Consider the following 26,295-nt stretch of genomic DNA (forward strand, 5'->3'; position numbering starts at 1 on the left):
ATGTTAACGCGTTTCCCAGGCCCTCCACAGCCGCGCGTACGCGCCGTCCGCCGCGACCAGCGCGGCGTGCGTCCCCGACTCCGCCACCCGGCCGCCGTCGAGGACCACGATCAGATCGGCCGCCGCGGCCTGGGTCAGCCGGTGGGCCACGATCAGCGTCGTGCGCCCCGCGGTCGCGGCCAGCGCCGACTCCTCCAGGTCCCGCGCGCCCAGCGAGCCCGCCTCCGCCGTGGCCTCGTCGAGGATCGCCACCGCCGGATCGGCGAGGACGACGCGGGCCAGGGCGAGCTGCTGCGCCTGCGCGGCCGTGAGCGGATGCCCGCCCTCCCCCACGACGGTCGCCAGGCCCTCCGGGAGCGCTGCGGCCCAGGTCAGAGCACCGACGGTACCCAAGGCGGCCGCTGTTTCTGAAACAGTTGCAGCGGGACGGGCGAGCCGCAGGTCCTCCACGAGGGGGCCCGCGAAGACGTGCGTCTCCTGCGTGACGATCGCGACGTGCGGCGGACCCGGTGGCATCCCGCCCACCGTGACCGTGCCCGACGCGGGCCGCAGCAGCCCGGCGGCGATCGCGGCGAGCGTCGACTTCCCCGCCCCGGTCGCCCCCACGAGCGCCACCCGCGCCCCGGCCGGGACGGTCAGCGACACGCCATGCAGCACGTCCTCCCCGTCGTCGTACGCGTAGTGCACCCCGGAAAGCGCCAGCTCGACGGGGCCCTCGACGGGCGCCCCCGCAACCTCCCCCGCGGAAGGCACTCCCACCACGCCGACCAGCCGGGCCAGCGCCGCACCCGCGGCCTGGATGTCGGCCGCGCTGAACAGCAGGCCCCCGATCGGGTTGAACAGCCGGTGGAACAGCACGGCGGCCGCCGCCGTCTCGCCCACCGTGACCGCGCCCGCGCGGACCAGGTAGAAACCGGCCACCACGATCGCCGCCACGCCGAACAGCTCCGCGCGGTTGACCCGGCCGACGAGGCGCGTGAACAGCTTGAACACCGAGTACTCCACGTCCCGCGCCCGCGCGGAGGCGACGTCGATGCCGCGCAGGTGCCGGTCCTCGAGCCGGTACGCGTGCACGGTCGCGCGGCCGAGCATGCTCTCCACGAGCAGCCGGGCGCGGTCCGCGATCGCGACGCGCTGTTCGCGGTACCCCGGCGCCGAGCGCGGGAGGTACCAGCGCAGGCCCAGGACGTACAACGGCAGCGAAACGGCGCCGGCGAGCCCCAGCCGCCAGTCGATCCCCGCCATCGTGACCAGGCTGAGCACGGCCAGCAGCACGGAGGAGATCATGGTCGGCAGGATCTCGGCGACCACGCGGTGCACGGCGGCCACGTCGGGGCCGACCCGTGCGAGGAGGTCGCCGCGGCCGGCGCGTTCGAGGGTGGCGGTCGGCAGGCGCAGCGCCCGCTCGACGGTGGCCTCGCGCAGGGTGGCGAGGAGCCGTCCGCCGGTACGGGCGACGAGGTACGCCGCCAGCCCGCCCGTCAGCCCGGCCACGAGCGCGGCGACCCCGATGACCGCGCCGATGCCCACGATCGTCGACGGCGCCGCCCCGGCGCGGACGCGGTCGACGAGCACGCCGAGCGCGGAGACGGGCACGATCGCGGCGCCCGCCCCGACCAGCCCGACGGCGACCGTTCCGGAGACCTCCCACGGCCGCGCCCGCAGCTGCCCGCGCACCCAGCGCCACGTGTCGCGCGGGGTCGCGGTCGGCAGCGTCATCGCAGGACCGCCCGCGCGTAGCCGGCGTCCGTCGCGCCGAGCGAGGCGTGGGTGCCGGTGGTGTGCACGCGGCCGGCGTCGACGACCACGACCCGGTCGGCCACGGCGAGCAGGGCCGGGCTGCTGGTGACGACGAGCGTGGTGAGGTCCTTGCGCAGCGCGCGCACGCCGAGCGCGACCGACTGTTCGGTGACCGCGTCGATCGCCGTGGTCGGGTCGTGCAGCACCAGGATCGGCGGCCGGGCGAGCAGCGCGCGGGCCAGGGCGAGCCGCTGCCGCTGGCCGCCGGACAGTCCCGCCCCGCGCTCGTCGACGGCGTGCTCGAGGCCGGCCGGGTGCGCGGCCACCACCTCGTCGGCGGCCGCGGCCCGCAGCGCCGCGTCCACCTGCTGCGGGCCGGCGCCCTCGGGGGCCAGGTTCGCGGCCAGGGTTCCGGCGAACAGGTCCGTGTGGTGCGGTTCGACGTGCAGGAGTTCCCGCGCGGACTCCAGTTGCTGCAGGTGTACTCCACCAAGCCGCACGGTCCCGCCGAACTCCTCCGGTGCCACGCGGCCCGCGAGGAGCCGGACGAGGGCCTCGGCGTCGGCCGGACGGTAGGCCACCAGCCCGACGAACTCGCCGGGCCGCAACACCAGATCGAGGCCGTCGAGGCTGCCGTGCCGCGCATCCGCGACTTCCAGGGTCGTGTCCCCGGCCGCCGCGAGCGTGGGCTCGGGCACCACGTGCGGCGCGTTGACGACGAGGGCCACGCGCTCGGCGGACCCGCGGGCCTCGGCGATCCAGCTCGGTACCGCGGCGAGCATGGCCAGGGGCTCCATCAGGAACTGGGCGAGCCCGATGACCGCGATGAGCTCGCCGACGCTGATCCGCCCGGTGAGCGCGAACCAGCCGGCGAGCACCGCCACGCCGCAGGCGAGCAGGCCGCTGGTGGCGGTGGACGCGGCCAGGTACGCGCCCTGGGTGCGGGCCGCCCGCAGCGACGCGCCGAGCGAGGCTTGGCTGACCGCGTGGTACCGCCGGGCGGCGGCGCGCTCGGCCCCGATGCCGCGCAACGGGCGAATCCCGGCGACGAGGTCGGTCGCGAGCGACGAGGCCCGCCCGGCGAGGTCCTGCTGGGCCTCGACCCGCCGCGCGATCCGGGGCCCGGCCAACTGCAAAACGCCGAGGACCACGGGTGTACCGGCGAGCACGGCCACCCCGAGCCGCCAGTCGAACGACACGAGCGCCACGGCGCAAATGAGCGTGGCGGTCACGGCGCCGGCGATGCGCGGTACGTAGTCGAGCAGGTACGACACGTTGTCGGCGTCGGTCGAGGCCACGGTGAGCAGCTCTCCCGCCCGCAGCGGCGTCCGCAGGCCGCGCGGGTGCAGGATCTTCGCGGCGAGTTCGTCGCGCAGGTAATAGGCCTCGTCGGTGATCGCGCGCATGAGGTGCCGCCCGCCGAAGCGGTACGCCATCGACAGCAGCCCGAACAGCACGGCCAGGGCCGCGACCCAGACCAGCAGCGCCCGCCCGTCCCCCGGCGCGACCGCGCGGTCGATGCCCACGCCGATGAGGATCGGGACCAGCGACTCACAGATCTGGTGGCAGCAGTACAGCAACGTGCCCAGGCCCAGGTGCCGCCGGTTGCGAGCCACCGCGCGGCGCAGGATGCCGGGGGCGCGCAGGGGTCCGGCGTGCGAGATCACCACCGGGGTGAGGGTAGCCTAACTCGCCCGGCATGATCAGACCGGGCGCGGCTCGACCTGCACCCGCACGACCACGGAATCGCCGATCTTGATCACGTCGTCGTCCCGGAGGGCTTTCTTCTCGCCGGCCTCGACCCGCACCCCGTTGATCTCGGTTGTACCGCCTGTGTCGCTGATCCACGCCCGCCCGTCGCCCGCCGTCCCGATCACAACCGCGTCCCCGACGAACAACGTCACATCGAACCGTCGCATCTACGTCATTGTGGCGGTGTTTTGCACGCGAACGGCCGGGTAAGCGGCAGCGAATGAACATCGATCGCGCGTACGGCTTCGACGCGCCGCCGGAGGTTGTGTTCAACACGCTCACCGACCCCGCGCGCCTCGACCGCTGGCTGCCGCGCGGCACGCGCAGCGAGCAGGCCGGCCCGGACACCATTCGCATCCGAACGGCCGGCACGGTCCTCGACTGCGCCATCACGCTCGCCCCGGCCGACCTGCGCCTGCAGTGGCGCCTGCCCGACCGCGACGGCGTCCACGGCACCGTCCAGGCCGCCGACGGCCCGGCGGGCGGCACCGAACTCCACGTGACGATCTCCGCCCCGGACACGGCCCTGGACTCGGCCCGCACGGGCCAGTTGCTGGCCGACGTGATCCGCCGCTTCCAGAGCGACGTCGAGGAGAACCTGACGCCGGGCTGACACAATGGCCGGCATGCCGTACGTTCCCAACGCGCTGCTGGGGCGGCTCGTCGGCTTCCGGCTCTACTCCGTCCAGTTCGTCATGGACTACGTCCAGCTGCACTTCGACGGCCCGACCCAGGACATGCCGATCCTGACGTGCGACGTGCTCCCGGTCGTGGAGACGCCGGCCGGCCGTGTCGAACCGGGACAAATCGGCTGGGCCGACGCGTTGCGCGCGCTGATACCGGCCCAGGTCACCGCCACTTCGGAGCAGACGGGCCGGGGCCTGCGGATCGACTTCGACAGCGGCACGATCGCTCTGCATCCCAGGCCCGACGAGGTGACGGGGCCGGAGATCGCCCTGCTGAACGGCTTCGAGGACCGGCGCTGGATGTGCTGGCGCCCCGGCGAGGACTCCTTCGAGGACCTCGCCTGAGGGCTTTCACGTGGCCGAGCCTGCCACATGCGGTGCGGCGGCTCGTGACCGCCGGCGCGCGCATGCGTCTACCCTTCCCGGTCGTGAGCACCCATCACTCGATCGTCGTCGCCCGGTCCGCGACCCCGCTGCCGCTGCTGCCGGAGGTGCGCGGCGCGTTCGGGACGTCCTGCTTCGGCCTCGTGCGCCACGACGACGGCTGGCAGGTGGCCAGGATCAACGTCCGGCCGCATCAGTGGGCCACGGTCGGGGCCGGGCCGGGGCCGATCGCCGCCGCGACCGGTTCACCGGTGCTGGCCGCCTGGATCTCCGACTTTGCCTGCGCCCAGATCGCCGCCGCCGTACCGGACGGTCCGTCGTGGGCCGCGCACCTCATCACCGGGGGCGACGAGAACTGCGGCTTCGACCACAAAATCCAAAACACATTGCGCGCGCCGGGTCCCAAGCAGCCGCCCGCTGATCCCGCCCGGCTCGCCGCCGATCTGGCCGCGTGGTCCGCGGCGGGCGGCCGCACCGCCGCCGCGGAGCGCATCGAGGCGCGGCTGCGCGACGAGAGCGGACTGCTGCAGGACCGGTATTTCGCGATGATCGGCGAGCTCGGCCCCGGCGACGGCGTGCCCTTCGACATTCCCGACTGGGACGACGAGCGCATTCGTGAGGCGTGGCACGAAGCGCTCAACGCCAGCTACGACATCCCGACGCCCTGGAACGCCCGGAAAGCCGCCTCGGCGCGCTCCGTCGCGCTGGTCGCGTGGGGCGAGTTTCACGACTTGGCCGAGTTCGATCCGGCGATCACCGAGGCCGAACTCGTCGCCCGGGCCGAGCAGGCGCTCGCCCTGTGACGCCCGCTGGGCAGTCGCGGTCCGGCTCCTGGAACGTGAACCGATCGCAGGTGACGCGGTACACCCGGCAGGAGGCCGGGCTGGCCTACCTCGCGGTCACGCTCTTCATCGACTCGCCCGACGGCCGGCGCTACCTCGAGTTCCAGCTCGGCGACGAGCCGGGCGATCGCGCGTCGGGCTACTGCATCGTCGACGGCCCTCCGACCCGCTTCCAGCCCGGCGACGGCATCGAGCAACTGGTCACGATGCTGTCCAGCCACGCCTGCGTGTACGGCGGTCTGCTCGCGGCCCGGCTCGACGGCCCGGACCTCGTCCTGGTGTTCGACGAGGAAGCCGCACGCGTCTTCGGGTGGCCTCGTGAACTGCCGTTGCACCTCGCGATCACCGACGACGACCGTGCTGGGTTGCTGGCGGGTCTCACGGAGGTCCTAGCCGTGGGACCAAACGGGACGACGCCCGTCGTCGCGCTCTGATCTCGGACCGCGAAACAGCGGTCACGGCAGGGAACCCTGCGGGTCCCGGCGTGGTCCAATCGGGCATGCGGAAGCGTCGGGCGGTGCTCATCAGCGTCGCCGCGGCCGTCCTGCTCTCGGCGGCGGTGACCTTCGTGGTCTTCGCGGTCGGCAAGACGGACGCGGCCTGCGGGTGCAGCGTCGTGCCCGACGTGCGGGGCCCCGCGCAGGACGCGGCCGTACGGTTCGAGGGCCTGGTCCGCCGCGGCGACGTCGGCGGCGCCTGGGCCATGCTCAGCGACGAGGCCAAGGCCCGCTACGTGGACCCGGCCGGCCTCCGGCCCGTTCTCGACCGTCTCGGCGCGTCGCTCGCCGGGTCCGATGCCCGCTGGCTCGCGGTAGACGAGAAGGTGCGCTACGACCAGCCCAGCGAGGTCGTGGTCGTGCGCAACGAGACCGCGCCGCTGCTGGTACTCGTCCCCCTCGGGCACGTCGGCGAGGAGCGGATCGATCCCGGGGTACCGCCGCTGCAGCTGACGGCCGAGGGCGACGGCGACGGTGTCCGGGTCGAGCTGCCCGACGGCGACCCGGACCGGACGAGGTTCGTGGTGATCGACGAGGCCGAGCAGATCATGCTGCCCAGCCGTCAGCAGCTCACCGAACGGGCGGAGCGGCTGACCTGGCGTGCCCCGAGACGCGGCCCCGTCGTCGTCATCGGGATCGAGCGGACCGACTCCGGCCCGCGCGTCGGCGTCGCTACTGTCAACGGATGAGCGCACTCATCGAGGTCGTGACGGACATCGACGCGCCTCCAAGCGTGGTCTTCGGGCTCGAACTCGACATGGACGTGCACGCCGCCTCCCTGGCCGGCAGCGACGAGACCGCCACCACCAGTACCGGGAAGCGGCAGGTCGGGCTCGGGGACGAGGTCACGTTCCGGGCGCGGCACTTCGGGATCGTGTGGCGCATGACCAGCCGCATCACCGCGTACGAGCCGCCGCACCGGTTCGTCGACGAGCAGGTGCGCGGGCCGTTCCGCGCGATGCGGCACGAGCACCGGTTCGACGAACTGCAGGACGGGCGGACGCGGATGACCGACCGCATGACGGTGCGGGCGCCGTTGCACAGCGTGGTCGTGCCGTACCTGCGACGGCTGTTGGTAAAGCGCGCGGCGCACGTCAAACTGCTCAGCGAGGCATAGCGTGCCGGCGGGAAAGCGCGAGAAACGGGGACGTCGGCCATGGGGCTGCGCAAGTGGTTGGGCCGGGGCGAGCCGGAGGAGCGCACCATCGACCCCGCGGCGTACGGCTACGTGCCCCGCCAGCACATCCGGGCCGACCGGGCCGGGCCCGCGCCGGACTTCGATGTCGTCGATCCGCTCGTGGCGCGCGGCAACTGGCCCGAGCTCGCCGCGTTCCTCAGGACCGTGCCGATGGTGTCCGAGCGGCGGTTCGCGCTGCTCACCAGGCTCGGCAACGCCGCCACCGCGAACGACGCCTGGCTGCGGCAGTGGCTCGCGGCGGACCCGCGCAGTGTCAACGCGCTGTGCGTCTACGCGGAGTCGCAGGTCAACAAGGCGTGGGAGATCCGCTCCAGCGACTGGGCGAAGAACGTCAGCCGGGAACAATGGCAGGGCTTCTTCCGGGTACTGCGTGCAGTGCCCGACATCTGCGCCGCCGCCATGGAACCCGAGCCGGCCGATCCCGCACCCTTCATCGCGCTGCAGACGGCGGCGCTGGGGCTGCGGTGGTCCAACGACGAGTACCGGAAACTGTGGCGCGAAATCTCCGCGCGGGCGCCGCACTCGTTCACGGCGACGCACCGGGCCTGGAACTACTGGCGGCCGCGCTGGTACGGGTCGCTGGAACTCGTGGAGGAGTTCGTCGAGACCGCCATCGCCGCCGCGCCGCCCGGCTCGGTGCTGACGATGAACCGGATTCAGATGCTGCATGAGGAGTTCCGGCCGAAGGACGGCGACGAGCGGGCGGCGTTCGACCGCGGCGACCGCGTCAACCGGGCCCTGAGCGCGGGCATCGCCGACGCGGCCGCCGCCGACCCGGCCGACATCAAGCTGCCCTACCTGCGGCACTGGCTCGCCGCGCGGCTGGTCCGGGCGGGGCGGCACCGCGAGTCGATGAACCAGTTCTGGGCCGTCGGCGGGTACTGCGGCGCCGAGCCCTGGGAATGGTTCGACGACCCGCTGGACCAGTTCTGCGCCGTCCGGGCCGAAACCACCCTGGCCTGGGAGGACGCCGGACGGCCTACCTCGTAGCGAGGTCCCGCAGCGCGGCGAGGACCGTGCGCACGGTGGCCCGGTGCAGGCTCTCCGGGCGGGCGAGCACGTCGATGTGCCGCCCGGCCGGCAGGTCGGCCAGCGGGCGCAGGACCACGCCGGGACCGGGACGGCTGGTGTACCCGGGCAGCAGCGCGAGCCCGCCGCCCGCCGCCACGATCGCGGCCACGACGCTGAAGTCGTTGACCCGGTGCACGATGTCGAGCGGTCGACCGGCCGCCGCCGCGATCGCCGACAGGACGCCCTCGAGCGGGAAGCCCTCGTGCACGCAGATCCACGGCTCGCCGGCCACGTCGGCCGCGGTCAGCGACGGGCGGGCGGCCAGCGCGTGGCGGGCGGGCAGCGCGACGTACAGCGGCTCGAACACCAGCGGCACGACCGTGAGCCGGTCCGCGGGCCACGGCGGGCTGTGCGCCAGCCGATGGGCCAGGACCAGGTCGTAGTCGGCGACCAGTGCCGGGAAGTCGGCCTGGGCCACGTCCTCGTCCGAGCAGCGCACCGGCGGCAGGCCCGCCCGGCCGAGCAGCGGGCCGAACCAGGTGAGCCCGGCGCTGTGGAACGCGGCCACGGTGACCGGCGCGGCCGGGTCCTCGAGGTACGCGTCCACGGCCCGCCCGGCCCGGTCCAGCGCGGTGGAGACCTCGATCGCGGCGGCGGCCAGGGCGCGCCCGGCTTCGGTCAGGACGAGGCGGCGGCCGGCGCGCTCGGTCAGCGGTACCCGCGAAGTGCGTTGCAACGACCGCAGCTGCTGGGAGACCGCGGACGGCGTGATGTGCATCGCCCGGGCCACGGCGGCGAGGCTGCCGCGGTCGCCGAGTTCCCTGAGCAGGCGCAGGTGATGCAGATCCATGAGGCCTTCCTACACTATCGGTTTAGCAGGTCGCGCCTTGTCTTCACGATGGTCCGGCTCCAGGCTGCGATCATGTTGTTGCTGGTCGTCGCCGTGGTGTGGGGCAGCAGCTACCTGGCCGCCCAGACCCTGGTCCTGGTCGGCGGGGTGCTGGCCGTCCTGGCGCTGCGCTTCCTCGTGTCGGCGCTCGCGCTGACGCCGGTCATGGCCCGCCGCCGCCCGAGCCGCCCGGAGCTGCGGGTCGGCGCGCTGCTCGGCCTCACCCAGGCCTCGGTGCTGGTCCTGGAGACGTACGGGGTGTCGCTGACCAGCGCGACCAACGCCGGCGTGCTGATCAGCCTGACCATCCTGCTCACCCCGGCGATCGAGGGAGCCGTGCACCGGCGGTGGCTGCCGGGCCGGTTCTTCGCGGCGGCGGCGGTCGCGGTGGCCGGCGTGACCCTGCTCGTCGCCGGGCCGGGCCTGCGCGCCCCGACGGCCGGTGACGCGCTCATGCTCGCCGCGGCGGTCGTGCGCTCGCTGCACGTCGCGCTGTCCGGGCGGCTCACGGCCGGCCGCCGGTACGACACGGTCACCCTCACCTGGCTGCAGACCGTCGTCGGCGCGGTGCTGTTCACGACCGTCGCCGCGCCCGCCCTGCCCGCGGCGGTGCGGGCGTTCGGGCCGCTGGACTGGCTCGGCATCCTGTACCTGGCGCTGGGCTGCAGCGTGTTCGCGTTCCTGGTGCAGCTGTGGGCGATCCGCCGCACCTCGGCCGCCCGCGCGAGCCTGTTGCTGGGCACCGAACCGGTCTGGGCGGTGCTGATCGGGGTCGGCATCGGCGGCGACCACCTGACCGCGGCCGCCGTCGCCGGGATCGCGCTCGTCCTCGGCGGCACCTGGTACGGCCAGCGCGTCGAGGCCGAGGCCAGGCGCCGCGCCACGGTCGAGACCCGCGAACCGGAGCGGGTGGCGTCGTAACGAAGCGCCGCCGTTCAGACCCGGCGGCCGGCAACGGTGGCCTCGTAGCGGACCAGGTCGCCCGAGGGCAGCCGGCCCGCCGCGGTCACCTCGCCGGTCAGGCCGCCGTCGCTCAGCCGCAGCCGGATCACCGCCGCCGTCGCCGCGACCGGCGTCGCGGCCAGCTCGGCGAAGACCAGCAGCGACGGCGGGGCCTGGCTCGGGGTGGTGAACGTGACCGCCGCCGTGCCGGCCGGGGCGTCGACGCGGCCGATCAGCTCGTCGCCGGAGACCGTCACCGTGCACTCGTCGGCGTCGGTGATCCACATGAGCTCGCCGACGCGGAAGATGTCCGCGCCGCTGATGAGCAGCACCGCCGGTGGACGGTCCAGCGACAGGTCCAGTTCGATCGGGCCGAAAGCCGCGTCACCGGTACGGCCCGTCAGCGCCACCCGGTACGCCGCCGGCACGACGTCCGGCGTCGCCGCGGCCCCGACGCCCAGGCGGTGCCGGACGTCCACGGTCTGCTCGCCGGTCGGGCCGAACGCGTGGTACGTGACCTCGGCCGTCCACGCCGCGCCGCCCGGGTCGGCGACCAGCCGGCCCATCAGCGTCGTGCCGGACTCGTCGACCGCCGAGACCATCAGCGTGCCGGGCTGCTGCTCCAGGTACCGGCCGGCGAACGCGACGTCGTTGCCCGTGACGTCCAGCCGTCCGTCGGGGCCGAACCGCCAGCCCGCGCCGCGCAGGCGGGCCGCGAGCCGGTCGGTGTGCCGGAAGCCGGCACGCACGGTGAGAACGGGGTCAGCCTGCGAGCGCAGCTCCATGCCCGCCGATGATATGAAGGCGGCGTGCTTGCGCTGCGCGCGCCCGGCGGGGTGCTGCTCGTGCTCGATGCCGGCGGTACCGCCGCCGGACGCTTCGCCGACGTGGACCTGGCCGGTGGCTGGGCCGAGCACGGCGGCTCGCGGCTGATCCAACTGGGCGGCGGCGGGCGGGCCGTGGATGGGTTGCTGTCACCCGATCGGGGGACGTTCCGCGGCGTGCACGTCGGCGCCCGGGTCGAGTGGCTGGACCTGCCGCTGGAACCGGCGGGCGAGGTGCCGCCGGCCCTGGCCGCCGCCGCGCTGTTCGGGGTGCCCGGGCCGGCGCCCTACCCGGACACCGGGGAGCTGCTGGAGCCGGTGTTCGAGCTGGCGGTACACCCCTGGGAGGACGGAGTCGCGCATCCGGCCGTCACCGCCACGCTCATGCTGCTGCCCACCGGCGCGGCGTGGACGACGGACGGGCCGATCGGGCCGGGCTGGGTGCGCTGGGACGAGCGGGCCGGTCCGGCGACGGTCTACGCCGACCGGGAGCGGGCGGTCGAGGGACCGGGGGTGCTCGAGTTCGCGCTGGACCGGGAGCGGCTGACCGTCGCCGGTTCGCTGCGGGTGGAGGGCGGCGGATCGCGTTGGATCATGCGGTACACGGGAAGGGTCCGGGCCCATCGCGTGGAGGCCCTGCGGCGGCGCATCGCCCGCCCGTCGCTGCGCGGCGCGTGGACCGGCACGCTGGAGATCGAGCTCGGCGACGGGGAGCGGGCGGCGCTGCCGGCCGGCGGGTTCGTCCGGCTCGGGTCCACAGTGGACGAGGCGGTCGGGCTCGCCGCCGACGGGTCCCCGGTGCGGCTGCGCCGGGTCCGCGGCGACTGGACCGCGGCCGAGCACACGGCGCTGCGGTTCCTGGCCGCGGAGGCGGAGGCGGCCGGGCGCGCGGGCGACGCGGCGGCGCTGTACGCGGCCGCTCCGGACGAGTTCGTCACGCCCGGCGCGCGGGTGCGCGGCGCCTATCGCACCCGCGACTACCCGGCGCTCATCGAGGCGCTGGGCCGCGACCCGGCGACGGAACTCCTGGAGAGCTGGCGCGACATGCTCGCCACCGACCCGGAGCGGATCGCCGCCCTGGAGCTCGCCGCGCCCGTGTACGAGCGGCTGGTGTCCACCCTGGACGATCCGCGGGAGGCGCTGGTCGCCGCCGAGCAGAGCCGCGCCCGCGCGTTCGCCGACCTGCTGCACCGCCCCGCCCGCACGCCGCGGGTCACGCCGTCCACCGTGGACAGCGTGGACCGCCCGTTCGTCACGTATTTCCGGGACCCCGGCCGCATCACGGTCTGGACCGGTGACGGCCGGGGTGCCGTCACGAGGTCCACGGTGGACTTCCCGCTGGTGGAGCCGGACGTCGTCGCCGTGCGGGAGCTCCTGGAGACCGAGCACCCGGACCGGTCCACGGAGGCGGCGCTGACCGGCCTGCTGGAGCGCCTCGGCGACCTCCTCTGGGATCCGGTCGACCAGCGCCTGCTGCCGGACGATCCGGACGAACTCGTGCTCGTGGTGCCGCACCGCGAGCTGATGCTCCTGCCGTTCCCCGCCCTGCGCCCCGGCGGCCGCGCCCTGGTGCACCGCCACGCCCTCGCCGTCCTGCCCGCCCTCACCGTCCTGCCCAGGGAACCGATGGCGGTCCCGCGTGACGTGACCGCCCTCATCGACGGCCGCCTCCGCCTGACCGCCGAGTGCTTCCCGGATGTCGCCGCCTACTATTCGCGGTCGACCGTCCACACCAGACCGAGTGCCTCGCTACTTGGGCAGCCGTTGCCACCGGGCGGCGTGCTCTACCTCGGCACCCACGCCGTAGTTGGGGACGACGGCACCGACGGCTACATCGAGCTGGCCGACGGCCCGCTGCGCGCCGCCGACCTCAGCCTCGACGCGGGCCTGGTGATCCTCGCGATGTGCCGCAGCGGCCACGGCGTCGCCGGCGCCGACGGGGTCGTCGGGCTCGCCCGCGCGTTCCTGGCCGCCGGGCCGCAGGCGCTGATCACGGCGCTGGGCACGGTACGAGAGGATGCGGTTCTGGAAATCGTGCTGCGCCTGCACGAGCACTGGCTGGGCGAGGGCCGGACGCTGGCCGCGGCGTGGCGACACGCGCAGGCCGGGCTGGCCGGCGGCTACCATCACGGCTGGGCGCCATTCGTGCTGTTCGGGAGACCCGCGTGACCGACGACTCCGAGGTGTTCGCGACCGCCGAGCTGCGCTCGTTCGAGCAGGTGCTGGGCCCGTCACCGGTGCGCTCGACACCCGAGGGCGAGATCCTGTTCGGCCACGTCCAGGCCCGCGAGGTCCGGCCGGAGCTGTTCCCGCCGGCGTTCCGCGCCCTGACCGACTTCGCCGACTGGCGCTACGTGCGGGTCGTCGTGCCGTTCGAGCTGCCCGCCGGCCCGGCCGAGTTCGCCGACGCCACCGTCGCGATCCTGCGCCCCGGCCCGGACGCGATCGTCCTCGACCTCGAACCGCCCAGACGCGCGGACGACGGCGGCCTGATCCGCGCGCTGGCGGCCACGGCGGTCCCGGTCGCCTACGACTCCGGCGGCGACGGGCGGGCGCTGCCGGACGGGATCGCCGTCGGTACCAGCGGCCAGGGCTTCAACGTCATGCGCTGGACCCTCTCGTCGTCGCGCGGCGGCCCCCTGCCCCCCGGCGGCTTCGTGGTCGCCGGCGTCGTGCAGCTCCCCCGCGCCCGCACCGTCCTCACCGGCGAGTTGGCTCCACAAGCCGCTCTGGTACGCCCAATGCTCCGCCTCCGCCGCCCGATCCCCACCCGCACCCTCGACCCCATTCCGTTCACGGTCCCGATCCTCGGCGCCCCTTTGGCTCAGCGCCTGTCCACTGTGGACAGCGGCGACGGCACGCAGCGGCTGTGCGTGGCCGTCGACATCGAGTCGTACAGCCCCCGCACCACGGCCGGCCACCTCGACGCCCAGCGCCGCCTCGTGCGCGCCCTGGACCTCGCGGCCGAGCACGCCGGCATGACCCGCGACCTGTGGCAGAACCAGCCGCAGGGCGACGGCCTGCTCGCCGTGCTGCCGCCGACTCTCAACGCTCCCCGGTACCTGCCGGACCTGCTGCACGAACTGCGCATCGCCCTGAAGGAGACGAACCGCTTCACGCTGCCCGAGGCGCGCATCCGGCTGCGGCTGGGCCTGCAGCTCGGCCTGGTCGCCGACGCCGCCAACGGCTGGGCGGGCGCCGCCGTGGTCGAGGCGTGCCGCCTGCGCGACTGCGGGCCGGCCCGCGACCTGCTCCGCGACGACCTGACCACGGACCTGGTCATCGCCGCGTCCCAGCGGGTCTTCGACGACATCATCCGCGACGAGCCCCGCCACCTGCGCCGAGCCGACTTCAAACCGGCCGAGGTGGAGCTCAAGGGCAGCGGCCAGTCGACCGCCTGGCTCTCCGCCACCGCCTGACCGGCCTCGGTTCGCGCCGCTGCTTGCCGACCGCCGCGCCTCAGCCACGTCCCGGTCAACCAGCGCCCGCTCGCCGCGTGCTCGCGGAGCGGGATCACGCGCCGCGCGGGACCACGAACGCGCCGCGGGCGATGCGCATGGGCTCCTCGTCGACGGCGGCGACGGCGTCGGAACGCGCGGTGCCGCGGGTCCGGCGCCGGACGGGTCGGCCGTCGGCGCGGTAGGCGGCAGCGGCCGGATGGCGTTGGCGTCGAGGCAGTCGCCGGCCCGGGCCGCGGGCGGCCCCGGCAGGCCGTCGCGGCCCGCCGGCTGGGGCTGTCGCCGGGCGAGCCGCGGCAACCCGGGGCCGGTTGTTCCCGGGTTGCCGCGGCGGGTCATGGGGCGGCACTGCGCGCCGCGCGCCGCCAGGCGGCGTCGGTCAGCAGGCGCAGGCCGTTGAGGCCGACGATGACGGTGGAGCCCTCGTGCCCGGCCACGCCCAGGGGCAGCGGCAGGTGCCCGAGCAGGTCCCAGGCGACGAGCACCGTGATGAAGACGCCCGCGACGGCGAGGTTCGCGACGACCACCCGGCGGGCCCGGCGGGACAGGGCGATCAGCGGGGGCAGGGTGGTGAGGTCGTCGCGGACGAGGACGGCGTCGGCGCTGGTGAGGGCGAGGTCGGAGCCGTGGCGGCCCATGGCGACGCCGAGGTCGGCGACGGCCAGCGCGGGCGCGTCGTTGACGCCGTCGCCGACGAGCATGACCCGCCGGCCCTGCTGCTGCAGGGCACGAACCCGGTCGACCTTGTCCTCGGGCAGCAGCCCGGCGTGGACGTCGGCGATGCCGGTGTCGGCGGCGAGGCGGCGGGCCGCGCCGGCATTGTCGCCGGAGAGCAGGACCGGTGCGGTGCCGGTGAGGTTGGCCAGGGCTGCGACCGTGGCAGCGGCGTCGGGGCGGACCTGGTCGGCGAGGGCGATCACCCCGGCCGGCCGGCCGTCGATGACGACGGCGACCGCGGTGCGCCCGGCCTGCTGCGTGTCGGCCACGACGCGGCGCACCTGCGCGAGGTCCGCGTCGCCGGGCCGGGCCGGGTCGGCGGCGTCGAGCAGGGCGGGCTTGCCCACCTGGACCTGACGGCCGCCGACGGTCGCCTCGACGGCGTGGCCCGGCCTGGAGCTGAAGCGCTCGGCCGGCGGAATGTCCGAGCCGTGGTCCCGTGCGGCCGCGACGATGGCGGCGCCGAGCGGGTGCTCGCTGTGGGCTTCGACGCCGGCCGCGAGGCGCAGCAGGCCGGTTTCGTCGAGTCCGCAGGTGGCGGTGGGGAGGACGGCGGTGACGCGGATCGCGCCGGTGGTCAGGGTGCCGGTCTTGTCGAACGCGACCGCGGTGACGCCGGCGAGCTGTTCCATGACGACGGCGGACTTGACCAGGACACCGTGGCGGCCGGCGAGGGCGATTGCGGACAGCAGCGGCGGCATCGTCGCCAGCACCACGGCACACGGCGAGGCGACGATCATGAACGTCATCGCGCGCAGCAGTGTGGCCCGCAGGTCGGCTCCGAGCAGCAGCGGGACGGTGAACAGGGCGAGGGTGGCCACGACGACGCCGATCGAGTACCGCTGCTCGACGCGCTCGATGAGCAGCTGGGCGCGGGACTTCGTCGCCGTCGCCCGCTCGACCATGGCCACGATCCGCGCGATGACCGAGTCGCCGGCCTCGCGATGCACGCGGACGGTCAAGGAGCCGGTGCCGTTGAGCGTGCCGGCGAACACCTCGTCGCCGATGGTCTTCGCCACCGGCAGCGACTCGCCGGTGATGGTGGCCTGGTCGACGTCGCCGGCGCCCGTCACGACGATCGCGTCGGCGCCGATGCGTTCTCCCGGGCGGATGCGGATCAGGTCGCCGACGGCGAGGCCGGCGGCGGGCACCGTGGTCTCGGTGCCGTCGGGGTCGAGGCGGGTCGCCTGGTCGGGGGCGAGGTCGAGCAGGGCCCGGACGGAGTCGGCGGTGCGCGCGGTGGCGGACGCCTCGAGCGCGCCGGACGTGGCGAAGATGACGATGAGCAGCGCGCCGTCGAAGACCTGTCCGATCGAGGCCGCGCCGATCGCGGCGACGATCATCAGCAGGTCGACGTCCAGGGCTCGTGCTCGCAGGGCGCGCAGGCCGGCCAGGGCCGGTTTCCAGCCGCCGGTGACGTAGCAGGCCAGGTACAGGCTCCACCACACGCCGGCCGGAGCTCCCGCCAGCTGCGTCAGCCCGCCCGCGGCGAACAGCACCGTGGCGATCGTCGCCCAGCGAATCTCCGCCAGGGCCCACATCCGCGCGCCGAGGCGGCGGGGCCGGGCGGCGGACGGCGCGGCCGTCGTGGCGGCCGCCGGTGTCGAGATCATGGTCACGGGCAATCACCATACCTGCGTAGGTACGTAGATAGCCAGACAGATGAGCAGACAGCTTGCGGAGCATGCCGGTACGCTGGCCGGGTGCACACCGAGCTGCCCGATTTCCGGATGCCGAACGACGAGCAGGTCCACCTGGCCGCCGAGGGGTTCCGGCTGCTCGCCGACCCGACCCGAATCAAGATCCTGTGGGCGTTGCTGCAGGGCGAATCGTCAGTGGCGTGCCTGGCCGAGCTCGTCGGCGCGGCCCCGACCGCCGTGAGCCAGCACCTGGCCAAGCTGCGGCTCGCCGGGCTGGTCAAGGGGCGCCGGGAGGGCACGTTCGTGCACTACTCGGCCGCGGACGCGCACGTGCGGGCGCTGCTGGCCGAGGCGTTGTTCCACGCCGACCACGCCGACCGGGACCTGCCCGACCACGCCGGCGGCGACCACGTCCCGCACCAGCACGTCGAGGCCGCGCCGAGCACCCGGGCCTGACCGCCCAGCGGCGGCTCAGGCGGCCCGCGGCGCCGCCAGGAAAGCGACCTCGCCGTCATCGGCGGCCGGGGCGGCACCGGTCCGGCCGGCATCACCACCGCCGGTCCGGCGGAGGGCGGGCAGCAGGGCCAGGCCGATGGCGATCGTCGGCGCGCCGCCCGCGATCAGGCCCCAGCGGCTGCCGAACGTCTCCGCGATCCAGCCGACCAGCGGGCCGCCGAGCACGGTGCTGCCGGTCCACGCCAAGGCCCACAGCGCCATCACCCGGCCCCGCATCTCGGGGCGGGCGGCCAGCTGCAGGGCCGTTTTGGCCGTCGCGTTGAAGGTGATGCTGCCGTACCCCACGATCGCCAGCGCGCCCAGGCAGAGCGGCAGGGTCGGGGCGACGCCCGCGGCCAGGATCGCGATGCCCCAGCCGATCGCGGCGATGCTCAGCGCGGCCGGGCGTCTCGGCGTCGTGCGGGCCGCCGCGACCAGGCCGCCGATCACCGCGCCGCCGGCCATGACCGCGGCCATCAGGCCGTAGGTCGCGGCGGTGCCGTGGAAGGCGTCCGTGGCCAGCAGCGGCAGCGTGGTCGGGAACTCGTACGCGAGGATGCCCGTCACGGTGAGCATGACCAGCGGCAGCAGGAGTTCGGGGGTACGCGCCGCGTAGCGCAGGCCCTCGCGGACCTGGCCGGCGGCGCGCGGGGCGCGGACCGGGGGCGGCAGCGAGGGGTCGCGGCGCATCCGGGCCAGGCTGACCAGGACGGCGCCGAAGGAGGCGGCGTTGATGAGGAAGCACATCGGCACGCCGACCAGCGCGACCAGCGTGCCGCCCAGGACCGAGCCGGCGATGCGGGCGACGTTGAGCGAGACGGAGTTCAGGACGACCGCGTTGGCCAGGGTTTCGCGCGGTACGAGGTCGGCGATCAGGCTCTGCCGCGCCGGGTTGTCGAGCACCGCCAGCGCGCCGATGACCAGCGACAGCGCCACGACGAGGGGGTACGTCGCGGTGCCCGTCCACGCGAGCAGCGCGAAGAGCAGGGCGCCGAGGCCGGAGGCGGACTGGGTGACGTACAGGATCCGGCGCTTGTTGCCGCGGTCCGCGATGACGCCGCCGAGGGGGCCGAGCAGGACGAAGGGCAGGAAGCGGGCGGCGGCCGTCACGCCGACCGCCGTGCCGCTGCCGGTGAGGTGCAGGACGAGGAAGGCCAGCGCGAGGGCCTGCATGAAGGTGCCGGCGGACGAGATCGACTGGCCGACGAGGTACAGGCGGTAGTTGCGCACGCGCAGGGCGGCGGTGGCGCGTCTCATCGGCGCGGCTCGTACGCGGCGAGGCGGGCCAGCAGGTCGCTCGCCTCGGCCAGGACCTGCTGCTCGCGCTCGGTGAGCAGGTCGTCGATGGCGGCGGCGAGCCAGGCCTCGCGCGCGCCGCGGCTCTGGGCGACCAGGCCGGCGCCGGCGGGCGTGAGGCTGACGTTGACCCGGCGGGCGTCGGTGTCGTCGCGGTCGCGGGCCACCAGGCCGGCCGCCTCCACCTCGCGCAGGGTGGCGGCCACGTTCGAGCTGGTCATCTGCGTCTCGTCGGCCAGGCGAGCCGGCTGGGCGACCCCGCCGAGGCGGTTGACGGCGGCGAGCAGGCGCATCCCGGACTGGGACAGCCCGGCCAGGGCAACGCGCTCGCGCCGCTGCCGGCGCCACAGCGCGCCGAGCCGCTCGAGCAGGAGCCGTACGTCCTCGCGTTCCACGATTCCTATGTTACATAGCTATTTCGCATAGACAAGTACGCCGCGGGACCGGAGGCGCTCGGGCACGGCCGGGTCGTCGAGGCGCGCATAGCGCACGTTCAGCTCGCGCAGGTCTGGCATCGCCTCGAGGACGTGCGCGGATGAGCAGGAGCCCGTGAGGTACAACCGCGAAATCAGCGGACACTCGGCGAGCGGGGCCAGGTCGAGGACGTGGCTGCGGTAGCCGTGGCCCTCCAGGCTCAGGTCGCGCAGGGCGGCCATCGCGCCGAGGCCGGCCAGGGAGCCCACGTTGTGGTCGTCGGTCTCGCCGCCGGTGTCGTAGTCGAGCTCACCCTCGATGGCCATGTACACGCTGTTGCCGCCGTCGAAGTCGAGGCGCTCGATCGCGGCGACCGCATCCGCCGGGAGCGCCAGCGCGTGCAGCCCGTCGAGCGCGGCGGTGAGCCGCTGCTGCCCGGTGCCGGTCAGCGTCTCGAAACCGGCCACGATCTCGGCGCGGCTGATCACGCCCCGGTCGAACAGGGCGCCGAGCACCCCGATGTGCAGCCCGCGGTCCGGAAAGATCACCTGCGTGTTCATCCTGCGACGGTACCGCCGTCAAGATCCGTCAATATTGTTTGGTTGACGGCCGGCGTGGCGGGGTAGCGAGCGCTCAGCGTGCGGCCCATCGATCGCTACGCCGCCTTCCTGGCGGGGTGGGTCGTACGCCCCGATGGGCGCTCCGGCCGGGATCCATCCGTCCGTCCCCCCTCCAGGCCGGGGCGCTCATCGGCGCAGAGGCTCGCGCGCCGGCCGGGTGACCCGGTGCGCACGGCACGCGGCGAGGACGCCCCCCGTCGCCGCGTGCCGCACCCGTGGGGAACGGCGGCCGGGTCGCGGGGCGACTCCTATGGGCGGCCTGGTCGCCGGCTCACCGCGACGGTGCGTTTGTTCAGGGCCGCCCACACGGTGCATCCGCCGGCGCCCCGGCTGACCACGATGCGCACGCCCCGGACGGGCAGCGGCCGCGACGCCCTGTCCGACGGCACCGCCACCGCCGGCGTCCGGCGGCACCCGGCGTTGAGCCGCAGCATCCAGTGCCACGGCCGGTCGTCGATCGTGATCTCCACCGCCGGCGCCGCGCAGTCCCGCACCACCGACACCAGGTGGTCGGCGACGAGCAGGGCCGGGTCCACCAGCGCCTCCAGGTCCCACTGCACGCACGTCTGCTGCACCAGTTCCCGCACGCAGGCGCGCAGCCGCCGGCCGGCCGGTTCGCGCCGGTACACCCAGCGCGGCACCAGGTCGCCCGCGAGCACCGCGGCCCGGGCGTCGGCGAGGGTGCGGTACCGGCGGAGGGTGGGGCACAACACGCGCAGGCGGCGGGCGAGCTCACCGCGGTCGCCCACCACGGCGAAGGGCACCCCGGCCCGCCCCGCCTCCTGCTGCAGGACCAGGACGCAGACGTGCCCGGCCGGGTCGGCGAGCCGGGCCGCGCCGAGGTCGAGCACCACGGCGCCGGGCCCGTCGGCGAAGCACTTGCGCACCGCGGCGAGCACCCGCGGCCGGGTGGCCCGGCCGAGCTCCCCGGCGGCGGTCACCACCGTGAGCCCGGCCGCGTCGAACCGTACGGTCCCGATCGACAACTGCACGGACGCCCATGTGATCCCCCGACGGGCGGCCGAAACAAATTCGCGATCGCCACCGCGCCGATAACGTTCCCCACGCTCGGCATGGCCGGAAAACGCACGTCACGCACGCAGGGAGCGATCGTTCGGGAACAAACCGTCACGGCTCCGGGAAGGTGTCGTGCACGCCGCCCTCGGGGGTCTCGGCGCCGGGCATGGCGCCCTTCGGGTCGATCTCGCCGTCGTAGTTGAACACCTGATACGAGCGGTCGTCGCGCTCGCGCTGCTGGGTGGTCAGGATGTAGCGGTGGATGAAACCGCCGATCTCGTACTCCACGACGGCCGAGCCGCCCGGGTCGATCGTGGCGCCGTCGCGCGGCCCGCCGATGAGGACGGCGTCGCTGCTCCCGCTGCTGCGTTCCATGGCGCCCCGCTTCCCGGCCGCGCGGCCGTCAAACAACGGTGTCGCGACCGCCGGACAACGCCGCGGCAGCCGGGTTGCTTCCGCGTGCGGGAGGGTAGGGCCACGCGATGAGCGATGAGCATCCGCACACCGAATCGGCCGAGGGGTACAAGGACCGCCGCTTCCACGGGGGCGCGCCCGAGCACCTGGACGACGACGAGCTGCAGCGGCGCGCCGCGGCCGAGCGGGCCGAGGCCGGCGTCACCGCGTACGACCCGGACGACGTGCCGCCCGCGACCGACGACCCGGTGCCGTACGACCCGGACGCCGACGAGCTCGAACAGGACATCCGCGGGACGGCCGCCCGGCAGGAGGCCGAGGGCGAGAACGCGCGCGTCGACCGGGACCACCCGTACCCGCCGACCCGATACGCCGAGTGAGCGCGCGCCGGCCCCCGACGTGATCGCCGTCACGCCCGGGGCGGGATTGCCCGGGGGCACCCGCCGGTTATGCAGAGCGTCGGTGTGCCTGTGTCCCAGGGCCTCAACTAGAACTGCCTTCGCGGAATACCGTTCGGCTGGAGCCGCGTCGCGCCACTCGCCATTAGGCGACCTGCGCACCGACCTTGCGTGCGAACGGCCCGGCGGACCTCCCGCCGGGCCGTTTCGTTGTGTGCCGGGCGAGCGTCGCGTCCACCATCGTGGCGGCCAGGTTTGTTTGCCCGGCCGCCGAACGGATAGTGCACCGGCTATGGCAAATCGCGACATCGTGGTCATCGGCGGCTCCGCGGGCGGTCTCGAGGCGATGTGCCAGGTGGTCGCCGGGCTCCCCGCCGACCTGCCTGCATCGGTGCTGCTCGTGCTGCACATGCCGCCCGACGCGCGCTCGGCCGCCGCCGACGTGCTGAGCCGGTGCGGGCCGATGACGGCCGCGACGGCCCGGGACGGGGAGCCGATCGTGCCGGGGCGGATCTATGTGCCCGTACCGGATCGGCATCTGCTCGTGCATGACGGGTCGATCAGGCTCAGCCGGGCGCCGCAGCAGAACCGGTCGCGGCCGGCCGTCGACGCGCTGTTCCGCAGTGCGGCGCGGTGGTACGGGCCGCGGACCGTCGGGCTGGTGCTGTCGGGCGCGCTCGACGACGGCGCGGCCGGGCTGGCGACCATTGTGCAGCTGGGCGGGGTGGCACTCGTGCAGGATCCCGCCGACGCCGTGTACGCGGGGATGCCGCAGGCCGCGCTCGCGGTCACGCCCGGGGCCGAGGCGGCGGCCGCCTGGGCGCTCAGTGCGGCGCTGATCCGGTTGGTCGGGGAGCCGGTGCCCGCGGCCGGCGAAGCGCCCGACCCCGACCTGGTCACGGAGGTCGAGATGGCCATCAGCGAACGTCCGACCGTCAGCGGGTCGACCTTTCCCGGCCGGCCGGTCGGGATCGGCTGCCCGGACTGCGGCGGCGGCATGCACGTGCTCGGGGCCGCCCCGGCGATCCACTACCTGTGCCACATCGGGCACTCCTGGTCGCCGTACACGCTGCTGGCCGCGCAGCACGACAAGGTCGAACAGGCGCTGTGGACGGCGGTGAGCATGCTCGAGGAGCAGGCCCACGTGCACCGCCACCTCGCCGAGCGGGCGGCGGCCGGCGCGGCCGGGCGGACCGTGCGCCACCAGCTGGACGCGGCGGAGGAGATCCTGGCCGCCGCGTCCGTGATCCGCAAGCACTTCCCCGAGCTGCTGCCGGAGGGCTACCACGAGGAATGACCGGTGGCCACGGCGCCTTCAGGAGCAGCCGTGACCACCGGGGCCGGGGAGAACCTCAGCGGCGGAACAGGAACCAGTCGACGTTGACGAAGTCGGCCGGCTGACCGCTGGTGAACCGCAGGAACACCGTGTGCTTCCTGGTGACCTGCGCGGTGAGGTTGCCGGGCACCTCCTTGAAGGTGCTCCAGCCGCCCGTGTTCGCGATCGAGAACGACGCGACCGGGCTGTTGCTGACGCTGTCGATGCGGACCTCGACGGTGCCGCTGACGCCGCCCGCCGCGCCGGACGATACGCGGGCGAGGAAGTCGCGCGGGGAGGCGGTACCGAAATCGACGTTGTCGTACTGTGCCCAGTCGCCGTTGGCGAGGTAGCCGATCTGGTCGCTGCCCGGCACGACGCCGGACTGCGCGTCGTAGCCCTCGGCCTGGATGGTCGAGTAGGCGCTGCGCCCGGTGCCGCCGCCGCTGGTGGCGGTCGGGGTCGGCGTCGCGGTACCGCCGCCGCCTGTGCCCTTGGTGTAGACGGCGACGTAGTCGACCAGCATCGGCACGCCCGACGCCGTGCCGGAGGTGGGGGTCGAGGAGCCGGCGACGCCGTTGGGGAACGCGCCGCCCATCGCGACATTGAGCAGGATGAAGTACCCCTCGTGGCCCGTCATGTCCGCCCAGTACGAGCCGACCTGGTTCTGGGTCACGGCGTGGAACTGCACGCCGTCGACGTACCAGCGCAGCACCTGGGGGCTGACGCTCGCGTCCCACTCGATCGCGTACGTGTGGAAGTTGCCCTGGCAGTTCGAGCCCGGGCAGGCCCGCACCGCGCCGAGGCCGTTGGTCTCGTTGCACGGCCCGCCCGGGTTCACGCCGCAGTGCAGGGTGCCCCAGACCTGGTTGAGCCCGTTGACGTTCTCCATGATGTCGAGCTCGCCGATGCCGGGCCAGTTCCAGTAGTTGCCCCGGTACGGCGATCCGAGCGCCCAGAACGCCGGCCAGTACCCGGCGGCCGCCCCGCCGGTCACGTTCGGCATCTGCAGGCGGCCCTCGATGCGCAGGACCCCGCCGGACGGGGGCTTGAAGTTGCTGCGCTTGGTCTCGATGCGCGCCGACGTCCACGCCGAGCCGCTGCGCACCGGGGTGATCCGCAGGTTGCCGGCGCCGTCGAGGGCGAGGTTGGAGCTGCTGGTGGTGTACGTCTGGATCTCCCCGGTGCCGAAGTTGGCGGGGCCGCCGGGGTACTGCGTGCCGGTGATGTAGTTCCAGTTGCCCGACGAGGGCAGGCTGCCGGCGTTGCCCGTGAAGTCGTCGCTCCACTGCAGGGTCCAGCCCGACGGCGTCGTCGGGACGGAGGCGTACGCGTTGATGACGGTTCCACCCAGCACCGTGGCGGCGGCGCCGAGCAGGAGTACACGTCGGAGGGCGGGTTGCATGACAGCGAACCTCCAAAGAAGCGTCGTGAGAGCGCTCTCAAACATTTCTAAGGGGTTACGAATTCGCCGTCAATAACTGATTTACCTGTTCAGAAGGTTAACAGTAATGGAGATCGAATCGCGCTCGGTCCTATTCAGAGAGCGCTCTCTACTCAATTTTCGCAGGTATTTCCACTCGCAACGGACCGTCATTCCGGCCGTCCAGCAGACGCATGAGCACGGTCGCGGCAGTCGACCCGAGCTCGGCCCAGGGCTGCCGCACCAGTGTCACCTCCGGATGGGCGAGCGGCCCCAGCCCCGCGTCGTCGAAGGCGGCCACGGCGAGCGCGACCCCGCGCTCCCGCGCCACCCGCAGCGCACCCGCCGCGAGGATCTCGTCGGCGCAGATCAGCGCGCTCGGCGACGCCGCCGCCTCGACCAGCCCCTCCCCGTCCGGCTCGCGCCGGTGCCCGCGCACCGGCGGTTCGAACGCGTCCACGATCTGGTCGGCGTCGGCGGCCCGGTCGAGCCGGGCGATCCGCCGATGCCCCAGCCCGCGCAGGTGCTCGACCAGGGCCTGCGCCGCCGCCTCCCGGTCCACCCACACCGCCGCCGCCACCCCCTCGGGCGGGGGCCGCATGCCGACCTCGACCGCCGGGTACGGCACGGGCACCCCGCCGCCGATCAGGATCGCGCCGCACACCGCGTCCCGGTGCGGCGCCGGGCCGGTGCCGAGCATGGCCACCGCGCCGTGGCTCTCCAGACGCTCCACAATGGACCCGACGACGAGACCGTACGGGCCGGTCATCGGATGCGGGCAGCGCACGAACACCACTCGGGCCATGACTCTCCTTCTCCCCGCGGATGGACGAGAGAGCGCTCTCCGCCCCCTCCACACCGTTGTTTCGCAACGCCTGAGAGCGCTCTCACCGCACGGTTGTAGCCGCGCCACGCGCGGGGTGTCAAGACAAGTGCGCTTACCGTGACGTCATCGATGCGGCCTCGTCGCCGCTGAGCCTCGTCCGGGCGCGGCAGGCCGGGTTCTGGCATTCGACCAGGTGGCGCTCGCGAATCGGGAACAATGGGATGAAGAAGAGGCTGAGCTTGGTGACCTCACGCACGAGCGGCATCCGCATCGGCTGCCCGCAAACGCGGCACACAAACGAAACCCACCCCAGCACCGCGCGCGAGGTCCGGAACCCGAAAATCACCAGCACGGCTTGAACGTACAGCCCGCTCACAGGTTGCGCAGAGCCCCCTGCCAGCCGCCCCCGCCAGCCTGGGTCCACAGCAAGTGGTCGACGTGAATCCGAGCAGGAGGTTCCGGACGTGAGAGACGACAGGCGGCCGACATACGAGGGGCGGCCCTTCGCCCGGCCGGACGAGGAACTGGTGGACCAGGGTCTCGGCTTCGACCTGGGCACCATGCTGCAGCGCCGGCACCTGCTGCGCGCGTTCGGCCTCGGCGCGGCGGTCGTCGGCCTCACCGCGGCGTGCGGCAACGACTCCACCACCACGACCCCGTCGACGAGCGCGAGCGCGACGAGCGGCGGCACCGCGAGCGGCGAGATCCCCGACGAGACGGCCGGACCCTACCCGGGCGACGGCTCCAACGGCCCCAACGTGCTCAACCAGAGCGGGATCGTCCGCAGCGACATCAAATCCAGCTTCGGTACCGCCAGTGGCACCGCCGAGGGCATCCCCCTCACCATCGAACTGTCCATCGTGGACATGGCCGGCGGCAAACCGTTCGCGGGCGTCGCGGTGTACGTCTGGCACTGCGACCGCGAGGGGCGCTACTCGCTGTACTCGCAGGGCATCACCGACCAGAACTACCTGCGCGGCGTGCAGATCGCCGACGCGCAGGGCAAGGTGACGTACACGAGCATCTTCCCGGCCTGCTACTCGGGCCGCTGGCCGCACATCCACTTCGAGGTCTACCCGGACCAGGCGAGCATCACCGACTCGACCAAGGCCATCGCCACGTCGCAGGTCGCGCTGCCCAAGGACGTCTGCGACACGGTGTACGCCACGACCGGGTACTCCGCCTCGGTGCAGAACCTCTCGCAGGTGACGCTGCAGAACGACAACGTGTTCGGCAACGACGCCGGCGCGCTGCAGCTGGGGACCGTCACGGGCAGCGTGAGCGCCGGCTACAAGGTGGCGCTCACCGCCAACGTCGACACCCGCACCACCCCGACCGGCGGCGCGGCCCCGGGCGGCGGCGGGGACGGCACGCCGCGCGGCGCTCCCCCGTCGGGCTTCCCGGGCGGCGGCCCCGGCGGCACTCCCCCGTCCGGTGCGCCCGGCGGGATGCCGCCCACCGGCTGACGCATCGACGGCCGGCGAGGATGGGGCCGAG

General features: G+C 74.1%; 28 protein-coding genes. 14 read left to right on the forward strand and 14 right to left on the reverse strand.

Translation table 11 applies throughout. The annotated features are described in order from the left end of the window. Positions 1–3: 3 nt before the first annotated feature. The 3 genes from ACQPZ4_RS27685 to ACQPZ4_RS27695 are packed head-to-tail and all read right to left on the reverse strand — an operon-like array spanning position 4 to position 3,659. Positions 4–1,719: an ABC transporter ATP-binding protein gene (locus tag ACQPZ4_RS27685; RefSeq protein WP_433041266.1), complete on the reverse strand. Its 1,716-nt coding sequence runs from the start codon at positions 1,717–1,719 to the stop codon at positions 4–6. Next, positions 1,716–3,410, reverse strand: a complete 1,695-nt coding sequence (locus ACQPZ4_RS27690; RefSeq protein ID WP_433041269.1) for an ABC transporter transmembrane domain-containing protein — start codon at positions 3,408–3,410, stop codon at positions 1,716–1,718. The genes ACQPZ4_RS27685 and ACQPZ4_RS27690 overlap by 4 nt, the downstream gene beginning before the upstream one ends. A gap of 33 nt (positions 3,411–3,443) precedes the next feature. Continuing rightward, positions 3,444–3,659, reverse strand: coding sequence for a hypothetical protein (locus tag ACQPZ4_RS27695; RefSeq protein WP_433041271.1), 216 nt, complete (start codon positions 3,657–3,659; stop codon positions 3,444–3,446). 53 nt (positions 3,660–3,712) lie between these two features. Here ACQPZ4_RS27695 and ACQPZ4_RS27700 point away from each other — a divergent pair, with 53 nt between their 5' ends. From ACQPZ4_RS27700 to ACQPZ4_RS27730, 7 genes are all read left to right on the forward strand, one after another. Further along, the gene (locus ACQPZ4_RS27700) at positions 3,713–4,105 is read left to right on the forward strand and encodes an SRPBCC family protein (RefSeq protein ID WP_433041274.1); all 393 of its coding nucleotides are present in this window, start codon (positions 3,713–3,715) and stop codon (positions 4,103–4,105) included. A gap of 13 nt (positions 4,106–4,118) precedes the next feature. Beyond that, positions 4,119–4,523, forward strand: coding sequence for a hypothetical protein (locus tag ACQPZ4_RS27705; RefSeq protein WP_433041277.1), 405 nt, complete (start codon positions 4,119–4,121; stop codon positions 4,521–4,523). A 44-nt stretch (positions 4,524–4,567) separates the two neighbouring features. After that, on the forward strand, positions 4,568–5,365 hold the full coding sequence (locus tag ACQPZ4_RS27710) for a hypothetical protein (RefSeq protein WP_433041280.1): 798 nt from the start codon (positions 4,568–4,570) through the stop codon (positions 5,363–5,365). Positions 5,366–5,400: 35 nt separating this feature from the next. Then, positions 5,401–5,838, forward strand: a complete 438-nt coding sequence (locus tag ACQPZ4_RS27715) for a hypothetical protein (RefSeq protein ID WP_433041283.1) — start codon at positions 5,401–5,403, stop codon at positions 5,836–5,838. 65 nt (positions 5,839–5,903) lie between these two features. Beyond that, on the forward strand, positions 5,904–6,590 hold the full coding sequence (locus ACQPZ4_RS27720) for a hypothetical protein (RefSeq protein ID WP_433041286.1): 687 nt from the start codon (positions 5,904–5,906) through the stop codon (positions 6,588–6,590). Then, the gene (locus ACQPZ4_RS27725; RefSeq protein WP_433041289.1) at positions 6,587–7,018 is read left to right on the forward strand and encodes an SRPBCC family protein; all 432 of its coding nucleotides are present in this window, start codon (positions 6,587–6,589) and stop codon (positions 7,016–7,018) included. The genes ACQPZ4_RS27720 and ACQPZ4_RS27725 overlap by 4 nt, the downstream gene beginning before the upstream one ends. Before the next feature lie 39 nt (positions 7,019–7,057). Further along, complete coding sequence (locus ACQPZ4_RS27730; RefSeq protein ID WP_433041292.1) at positions 7,058–8,089, forward strand: DUF4034 domain-containing protein; 1,032 nt, start codon at positions 7,058–7,060, stop codon at positions 8,087–8,089. Here ACQPZ4_RS27730 and ACQPZ4_RS27735 read toward each other — a convergent pair. Beyond that, complete coding sequence (locus tag ACQPZ4_RS27735) at positions 8,079–8,960, reverse strand: LysR family transcriptional regulator (protein WP_433041295.1); 882 nt, start codon at positions 8,958–8,960, stop codon at positions 8,079–8,081. The two genes, ACQPZ4_RS27730 and ACQPZ4_RS27735, sit on opposite strands and share 11 nt — an antisense overlap. Before the next feature lie 72 nt (positions 8,961–9,032). Between ACQPZ4_RS27735 and ACQPZ4_RS27740 the strand changes: the two genes are divergently transcribed. Further along, positions 9,033–9,920 (forward strand): DMT family transporter, encoded by an 888-nt coding sequence (locus ACQPZ4_RS27740; RefSeq protein ID WP_433041298.1) that lies wholly within the window; start codon positions 9,033–9,035, stop codon positions 9,918–9,920. A 14-nt stretch (positions 9,921–9,934) separates the two neighbouring features. Here the strand turns inward: ACQPZ4_RS27740 and ACQPZ4_RS27745 are convergent, their stop codons facing one another. Further along, positions 9,935–10,726, reverse strand: a complete 792-nt coding sequence (locus tag ACQPZ4_RS27745) for a hypothetical protein (protein WP_433041301.1) — start codon at positions 10,724–10,726, stop codon at positions 9,935–9,937. A 24-nt stretch (positions 10,727–10,750) separates the two neighbouring features. Here ACQPZ4_RS27745 and ACQPZ4_RS27750 point away from each other — a divergent pair, with 24 nt between their 5' ends. Together ACQPZ4_RS27750 and ACQPZ4_RS27755 are read left to right on the forward strand one after the other, a co-directional pair. Next, positions 10,751–12,934, forward strand: a complete 2,184-nt coding sequence (locus tag ACQPZ4_RS27750) for a CHAT domain-containing protein (protein WP_433041304.1) — start codon at positions 10,751–10,753, stop codon at positions 12,932–12,934. Then, positions 12,931–14,184 carry a hypothetical protein gene (locus ACQPZ4_RS27755; protein WP_433041307.1) on the forward strand — a complete coding sequence of 418 codons (1,254 nt, stop codon included), beginning with the start codon at positions 12,931–12,933 and terminating at the stop codon, positions 14,182–14,184. The genes ACQPZ4_RS27750 and ACQPZ4_RS27755 overlap by 4 nt, the downstream gene beginning before the upstream one ends. A gap of 374 nt (positions 14,185–14,558) precedes the next feature. Here ACQPZ4_RS27755 and ACQPZ4_RS27760 read toward each other — a convergent pair whose 3' ends face one another. Beyond that, on the reverse strand, positions 14,559–16,553 hold the full coding sequence (locus ACQPZ4_RS27760; RefSeq protein ID WP_433066677.1) for a heavy metal translocating P-type ATPase: 1,995 nt from the start codon (positions 16,551–16,553) through the stop codon (positions 14,559–14,561). A 90-nt stretch (positions 16,554–16,643) separates the two neighbouring features. Between ACQPZ4_RS27760 and ACQPZ4_RS27765 the strand changes: the two genes are divergently transcribed. Then, on the forward strand, positions 16,644–17,036 hold the full coding sequence (locus ACQPZ4_RS27765; RefSeq protein ID WP_433041310.1) for an ArsR/SmtB family transcription factor: 393 nt from the start codon (positions 16,644–16,646) through the stop codon (positions 17,034–17,036). 15 nt (positions 17,037–17,051) lie between these two features. Here the strand turns inward: ACQPZ4_RS27765 and ACQPZ4_RS27770 are convergent, their stop codons facing one another. The 5 genes from ACQPZ4_RS27770 to ACQPZ4_RS27790 form a co-directional block, all read right to left on the reverse strand. Then, on the reverse strand, positions 17,052–18,332 hold the full coding sequence (locus ACQPZ4_RS27770; RefSeq protein ID WP_433041313.1) for an MFS transporter: 1,281 nt from the start codon (positions 18,330–18,332) through the stop codon (positions 17,052–17,054). Then, entirely contained in the window at positions 18,329–18,766 is a 438-nt protein-coding gene (locus ACQPZ4_RS27775) for a MarR family winged helix-turn-helix transcriptional regulator (RefSeq protein ID WP_433041316.1), read from the reverse strand. The genes ACQPZ4_RS27770 and ACQPZ4_RS27775 overlap by 4 nt, the downstream gene beginning before the upstream one ends. 18 nt (positions 18,767–18,784) lie before the next feature. Continuing rightward, positions 18,785–19,345, reverse strand: a complete 561-nt coding sequence (locus ACQPZ4_RS27780; protein WP_433041319.1) for a DUF6892 domain-containing protein — start codon at positions 19,343–19,345, stop codon at positions 18,785–18,787. Positions 19,346–19,653: 308 nt separating this feature from the next. Beyond that, on the reverse strand, positions 19,654–20,397 hold the full coding sequence (locus ACQPZ4_RS27785) for an STAS domain-containing protein (protein ID WP_433041322.1): 744 nt from the start codon (positions 20,395–20,397) through the stop codon (positions 19,654–19,656). Between the two features lie 136 nt (positions 20,398–20,533). Continuing rightward, positions 20,534–20,797, reverse strand: a complete 264-nt coding sequence (locus ACQPZ4_RS27790) for a hypothetical protein (RefSeq protein ID WP_433041325.1) — start codon at positions 20,795–20,797, stop codon at positions 20,534–20,536. Between the two features lie 107 nt (positions 20,798–20,904). Here ACQPZ4_RS27790 and ACQPZ4_RS27795 point away from each other — a divergent pair, with 107 nt between their 5' ends. Further along, positions 20,905–21,216 carry a hypothetical protein gene (locus ACQPZ4_RS27795; protein WP_433041328.1) on the forward strand — a complete coding sequence of 104 codons (312 nt, stop codon included), beginning with the start codon at positions 20,905–20,907 and terminating at the stop codon, positions 21,214–21,216. 310 nt (positions 21,217–21,526) lie between these two features. Continuing rightward, positions 21,527–22,531 carry a chemotaxis protein CheB gene (locus ACQPZ4_RS27800; protein WP_433041331.1) on the forward strand — a complete coding sequence of 335 codons (1,005 nt, stop codon included), beginning with the start codon at positions 21,527–21,529 and terminating at the stop codon, positions 22,529–22,531. Between the two features lie 55 nt (positions 22,532–22,586). On the opposite strand, the gene ACQPZ4_RS27805 is transcribed toward ACQPZ4_RS27800, so the two are convergent. The 3 genes from ACQPZ4_RS27805 to ACQPZ4_RS27815 form a co-directional block, all read right to left on the reverse strand. Continuing rightward, positions 22,587–23,954: a carbohydrate-binding protein gene (locus ACQPZ4_RS27805; RefSeq protein WP_433041334.1), complete on the reverse strand. Its 1,368-nt coding sequence runs from the start codon at positions 23,952–23,954 to the stop codon at positions 22,587–22,589. Between the two features lie 148 nt (positions 23,955–24,102). Next, positions 24,103–24,777, reverse strand: a complete 675-nt coding sequence (locus tag ACQPZ4_RS27810; RefSeq protein ID WP_433041337.1) for a substrate-binding domain-containing protein — start codon at positions 24,775–24,777, stop codon at positions 24,103–24,105. A gap of 133 nt (positions 24,778–24,910) precedes the next feature. Beyond that, positions 24,911–25,150 carry a zinc-ribbon domain-containing protein gene (locus ACQPZ4_RS27815; RefSeq protein ID WP_433041340.1) on the reverse strand — a complete coding sequence of 80 codons (240 nt, stop codon included), beginning with the start codon at positions 25,148–25,150 and terminating at the stop codon, positions 24,911–24,913. Positions 25,151–25,262: 112 nt separating this feature from the next. Between ACQPZ4_RS27815 and ACQPZ4_RS27820 the strand changes: the two genes are divergently transcribed. Beyond that, entirely contained in the window at positions 25,263–26,264 is a 1,002-nt protein-coding gene (locus tag ACQPZ4_RS27820; protein ID WP_433041343.1) for an intradiol ring-cleavage dioxygenase, read from the forward strand. Positions 26,265–26,295 lie beyond the last annotated feature (31 nt).

Origin of the sequence: Dactylosporangium sp. CS-033363 (assembly GCF_050942475.1) — a bacterium.
In the GTDB taxonomy this organism is placed as follows: domain Bacteria; phylum Actinomycetota; class Actinomycetes; order Mycobacteriales; family Micromonosporaceae; genus Dactylosporangium.

Excerpts from the sequence above, each read along its gene's own strand:
- ACQPZ4_RS27685 (WP_433041266.1), bottom strand. The coding sequence starts at position 1,719 with ATGACGCTGCCGACCGCGACCCCGCGCGACACGTGGCGCTGGGTGCGC.
- ACQPZ4_RS27695 (WP_433041271.1), bottom strand. The coding sequence starts at position 3,659 with ATGCGACGGTTCGATGTGACGTTGTTCGTCGGGGACGCGGTTGTGATC.
- ACQPZ4_RS27700 (WP_433041274.1), top strand. The coding sequence starts at position 3,713 with ATGAACATCGATCGCGCGTACGGCTTCGACGCGCCGCCGGAGGTTGTG.
- ACQPZ4_RS27705 (WP_433041277.1), top strand. The coding sequence starts at position 4,119 with ATGCCGTACGTTCCCAACGCGCTGCTGGGGCGGCTCGTCGGCTTCCGG.
- ACQPZ4_RS27720 (WP_433041286.1), top strand. The coding sequence starts at position 5,904 with ATGCGGAAGCGTCGGGCGGTGCTCATCAGCGTCGCCGCGGCCGTCCTG.
- ACQPZ4_RS27725 (WP_433041289.1), top strand. The coding sequence starts at position 6,587 with ATGAGCGCACTCATCGAGGTCGTGACGGACATCGACGCGCCTCCAAGC.
- ACQPZ4_RS27730 (WP_433041292.1), top strand. The coding sequence starts at position 7,058 with ATGGGGCTGCGCAAGTGGTTGGGCCGGGGCGAGCCGGAGGAGCGCACC.
- ACQPZ4_RS27735 (WP_433041295.1), bottom strand. The coding sequence starts at position 8,960 with ATGGATCTGCATCACCTGCGCCTGCTCAGGGAACTCGGCGACCGCGGC.
- ACQPZ4_RS27740 (WP_433041298.1), top strand. The coding sequence starts at position 9,033 with ATGTTGTTGCTGGTCGTCGCCGTGGTGTGGGGCAGCAGCTACCTGGCC.
- ACQPZ4_RS27745 (WP_433041301.1), bottom strand. The coding sequence starts at position 10,726 with ATGGAGCTGCGCTCGCAGGCTGACCCCGTTCTCACCGTGCGTGCCGGC.
- ACQPZ4_RS27760 (WP_433066677.1), bottom strand. The coding sequence starts at position 16,553 with ATGATCTCGACACCGGCGGCCGCCACGACGGCCGCGCCGTCCGCCGCC.
- ACQPZ4_RS27770 (WP_433041313.1), bottom strand. The coding sequence starts at position 18,332 with ATGAGACGCGCCACCGCCGCCCTGCGCGTGCGCAACTACCGCCTGTAC.
- ACQPZ4_RS27780 (WP_433041319.1), bottom strand. The coding sequence starts at position 19,345 with ATGAACACGCAGGTGATCTTTCCGGACCGCGGGCTGCACATCGGGGTG.
- ACQPZ4_RS27790 (WP_433041325.1), bottom strand. The coding sequence starts at position 20,797 with ATGGAACGCAGCAGCGGGAGCAGCGACGCCGTCCTCATCGGCGGGCCG.
- ACQPZ4_RS27795 (WP_433041328.1), top strand. The coding sequence starts at position 20,905 with ATGAGCGATGAGCATCCGCACACCGAATCGGCCGAGGGGTACAAGGAC.
- ACQPZ4_RS27800 (WP_433041331.1), top strand. The coding sequence starts at position 21,527 with ATGGCAAATCGCGACATCGTGGTCATCGGCGGCTCCGCGGGCGGTCTC.
- ACQPZ4_RS27805 (WP_433041334.1), bottom strand. The coding sequence starts at position 23,954 with ATGCAACCCGCCCTCCGACGTGTACTCCTGCTCGGCGCCGCCGCCACG.
- ACQPZ4_RS27810 (WP_433041337.1), bottom strand. The coding sequence starts at position 24,777 with ATGGCCCGAGTGGTGTTCGTGCGCTGCCCGCATCCGATGACCGGCCCG.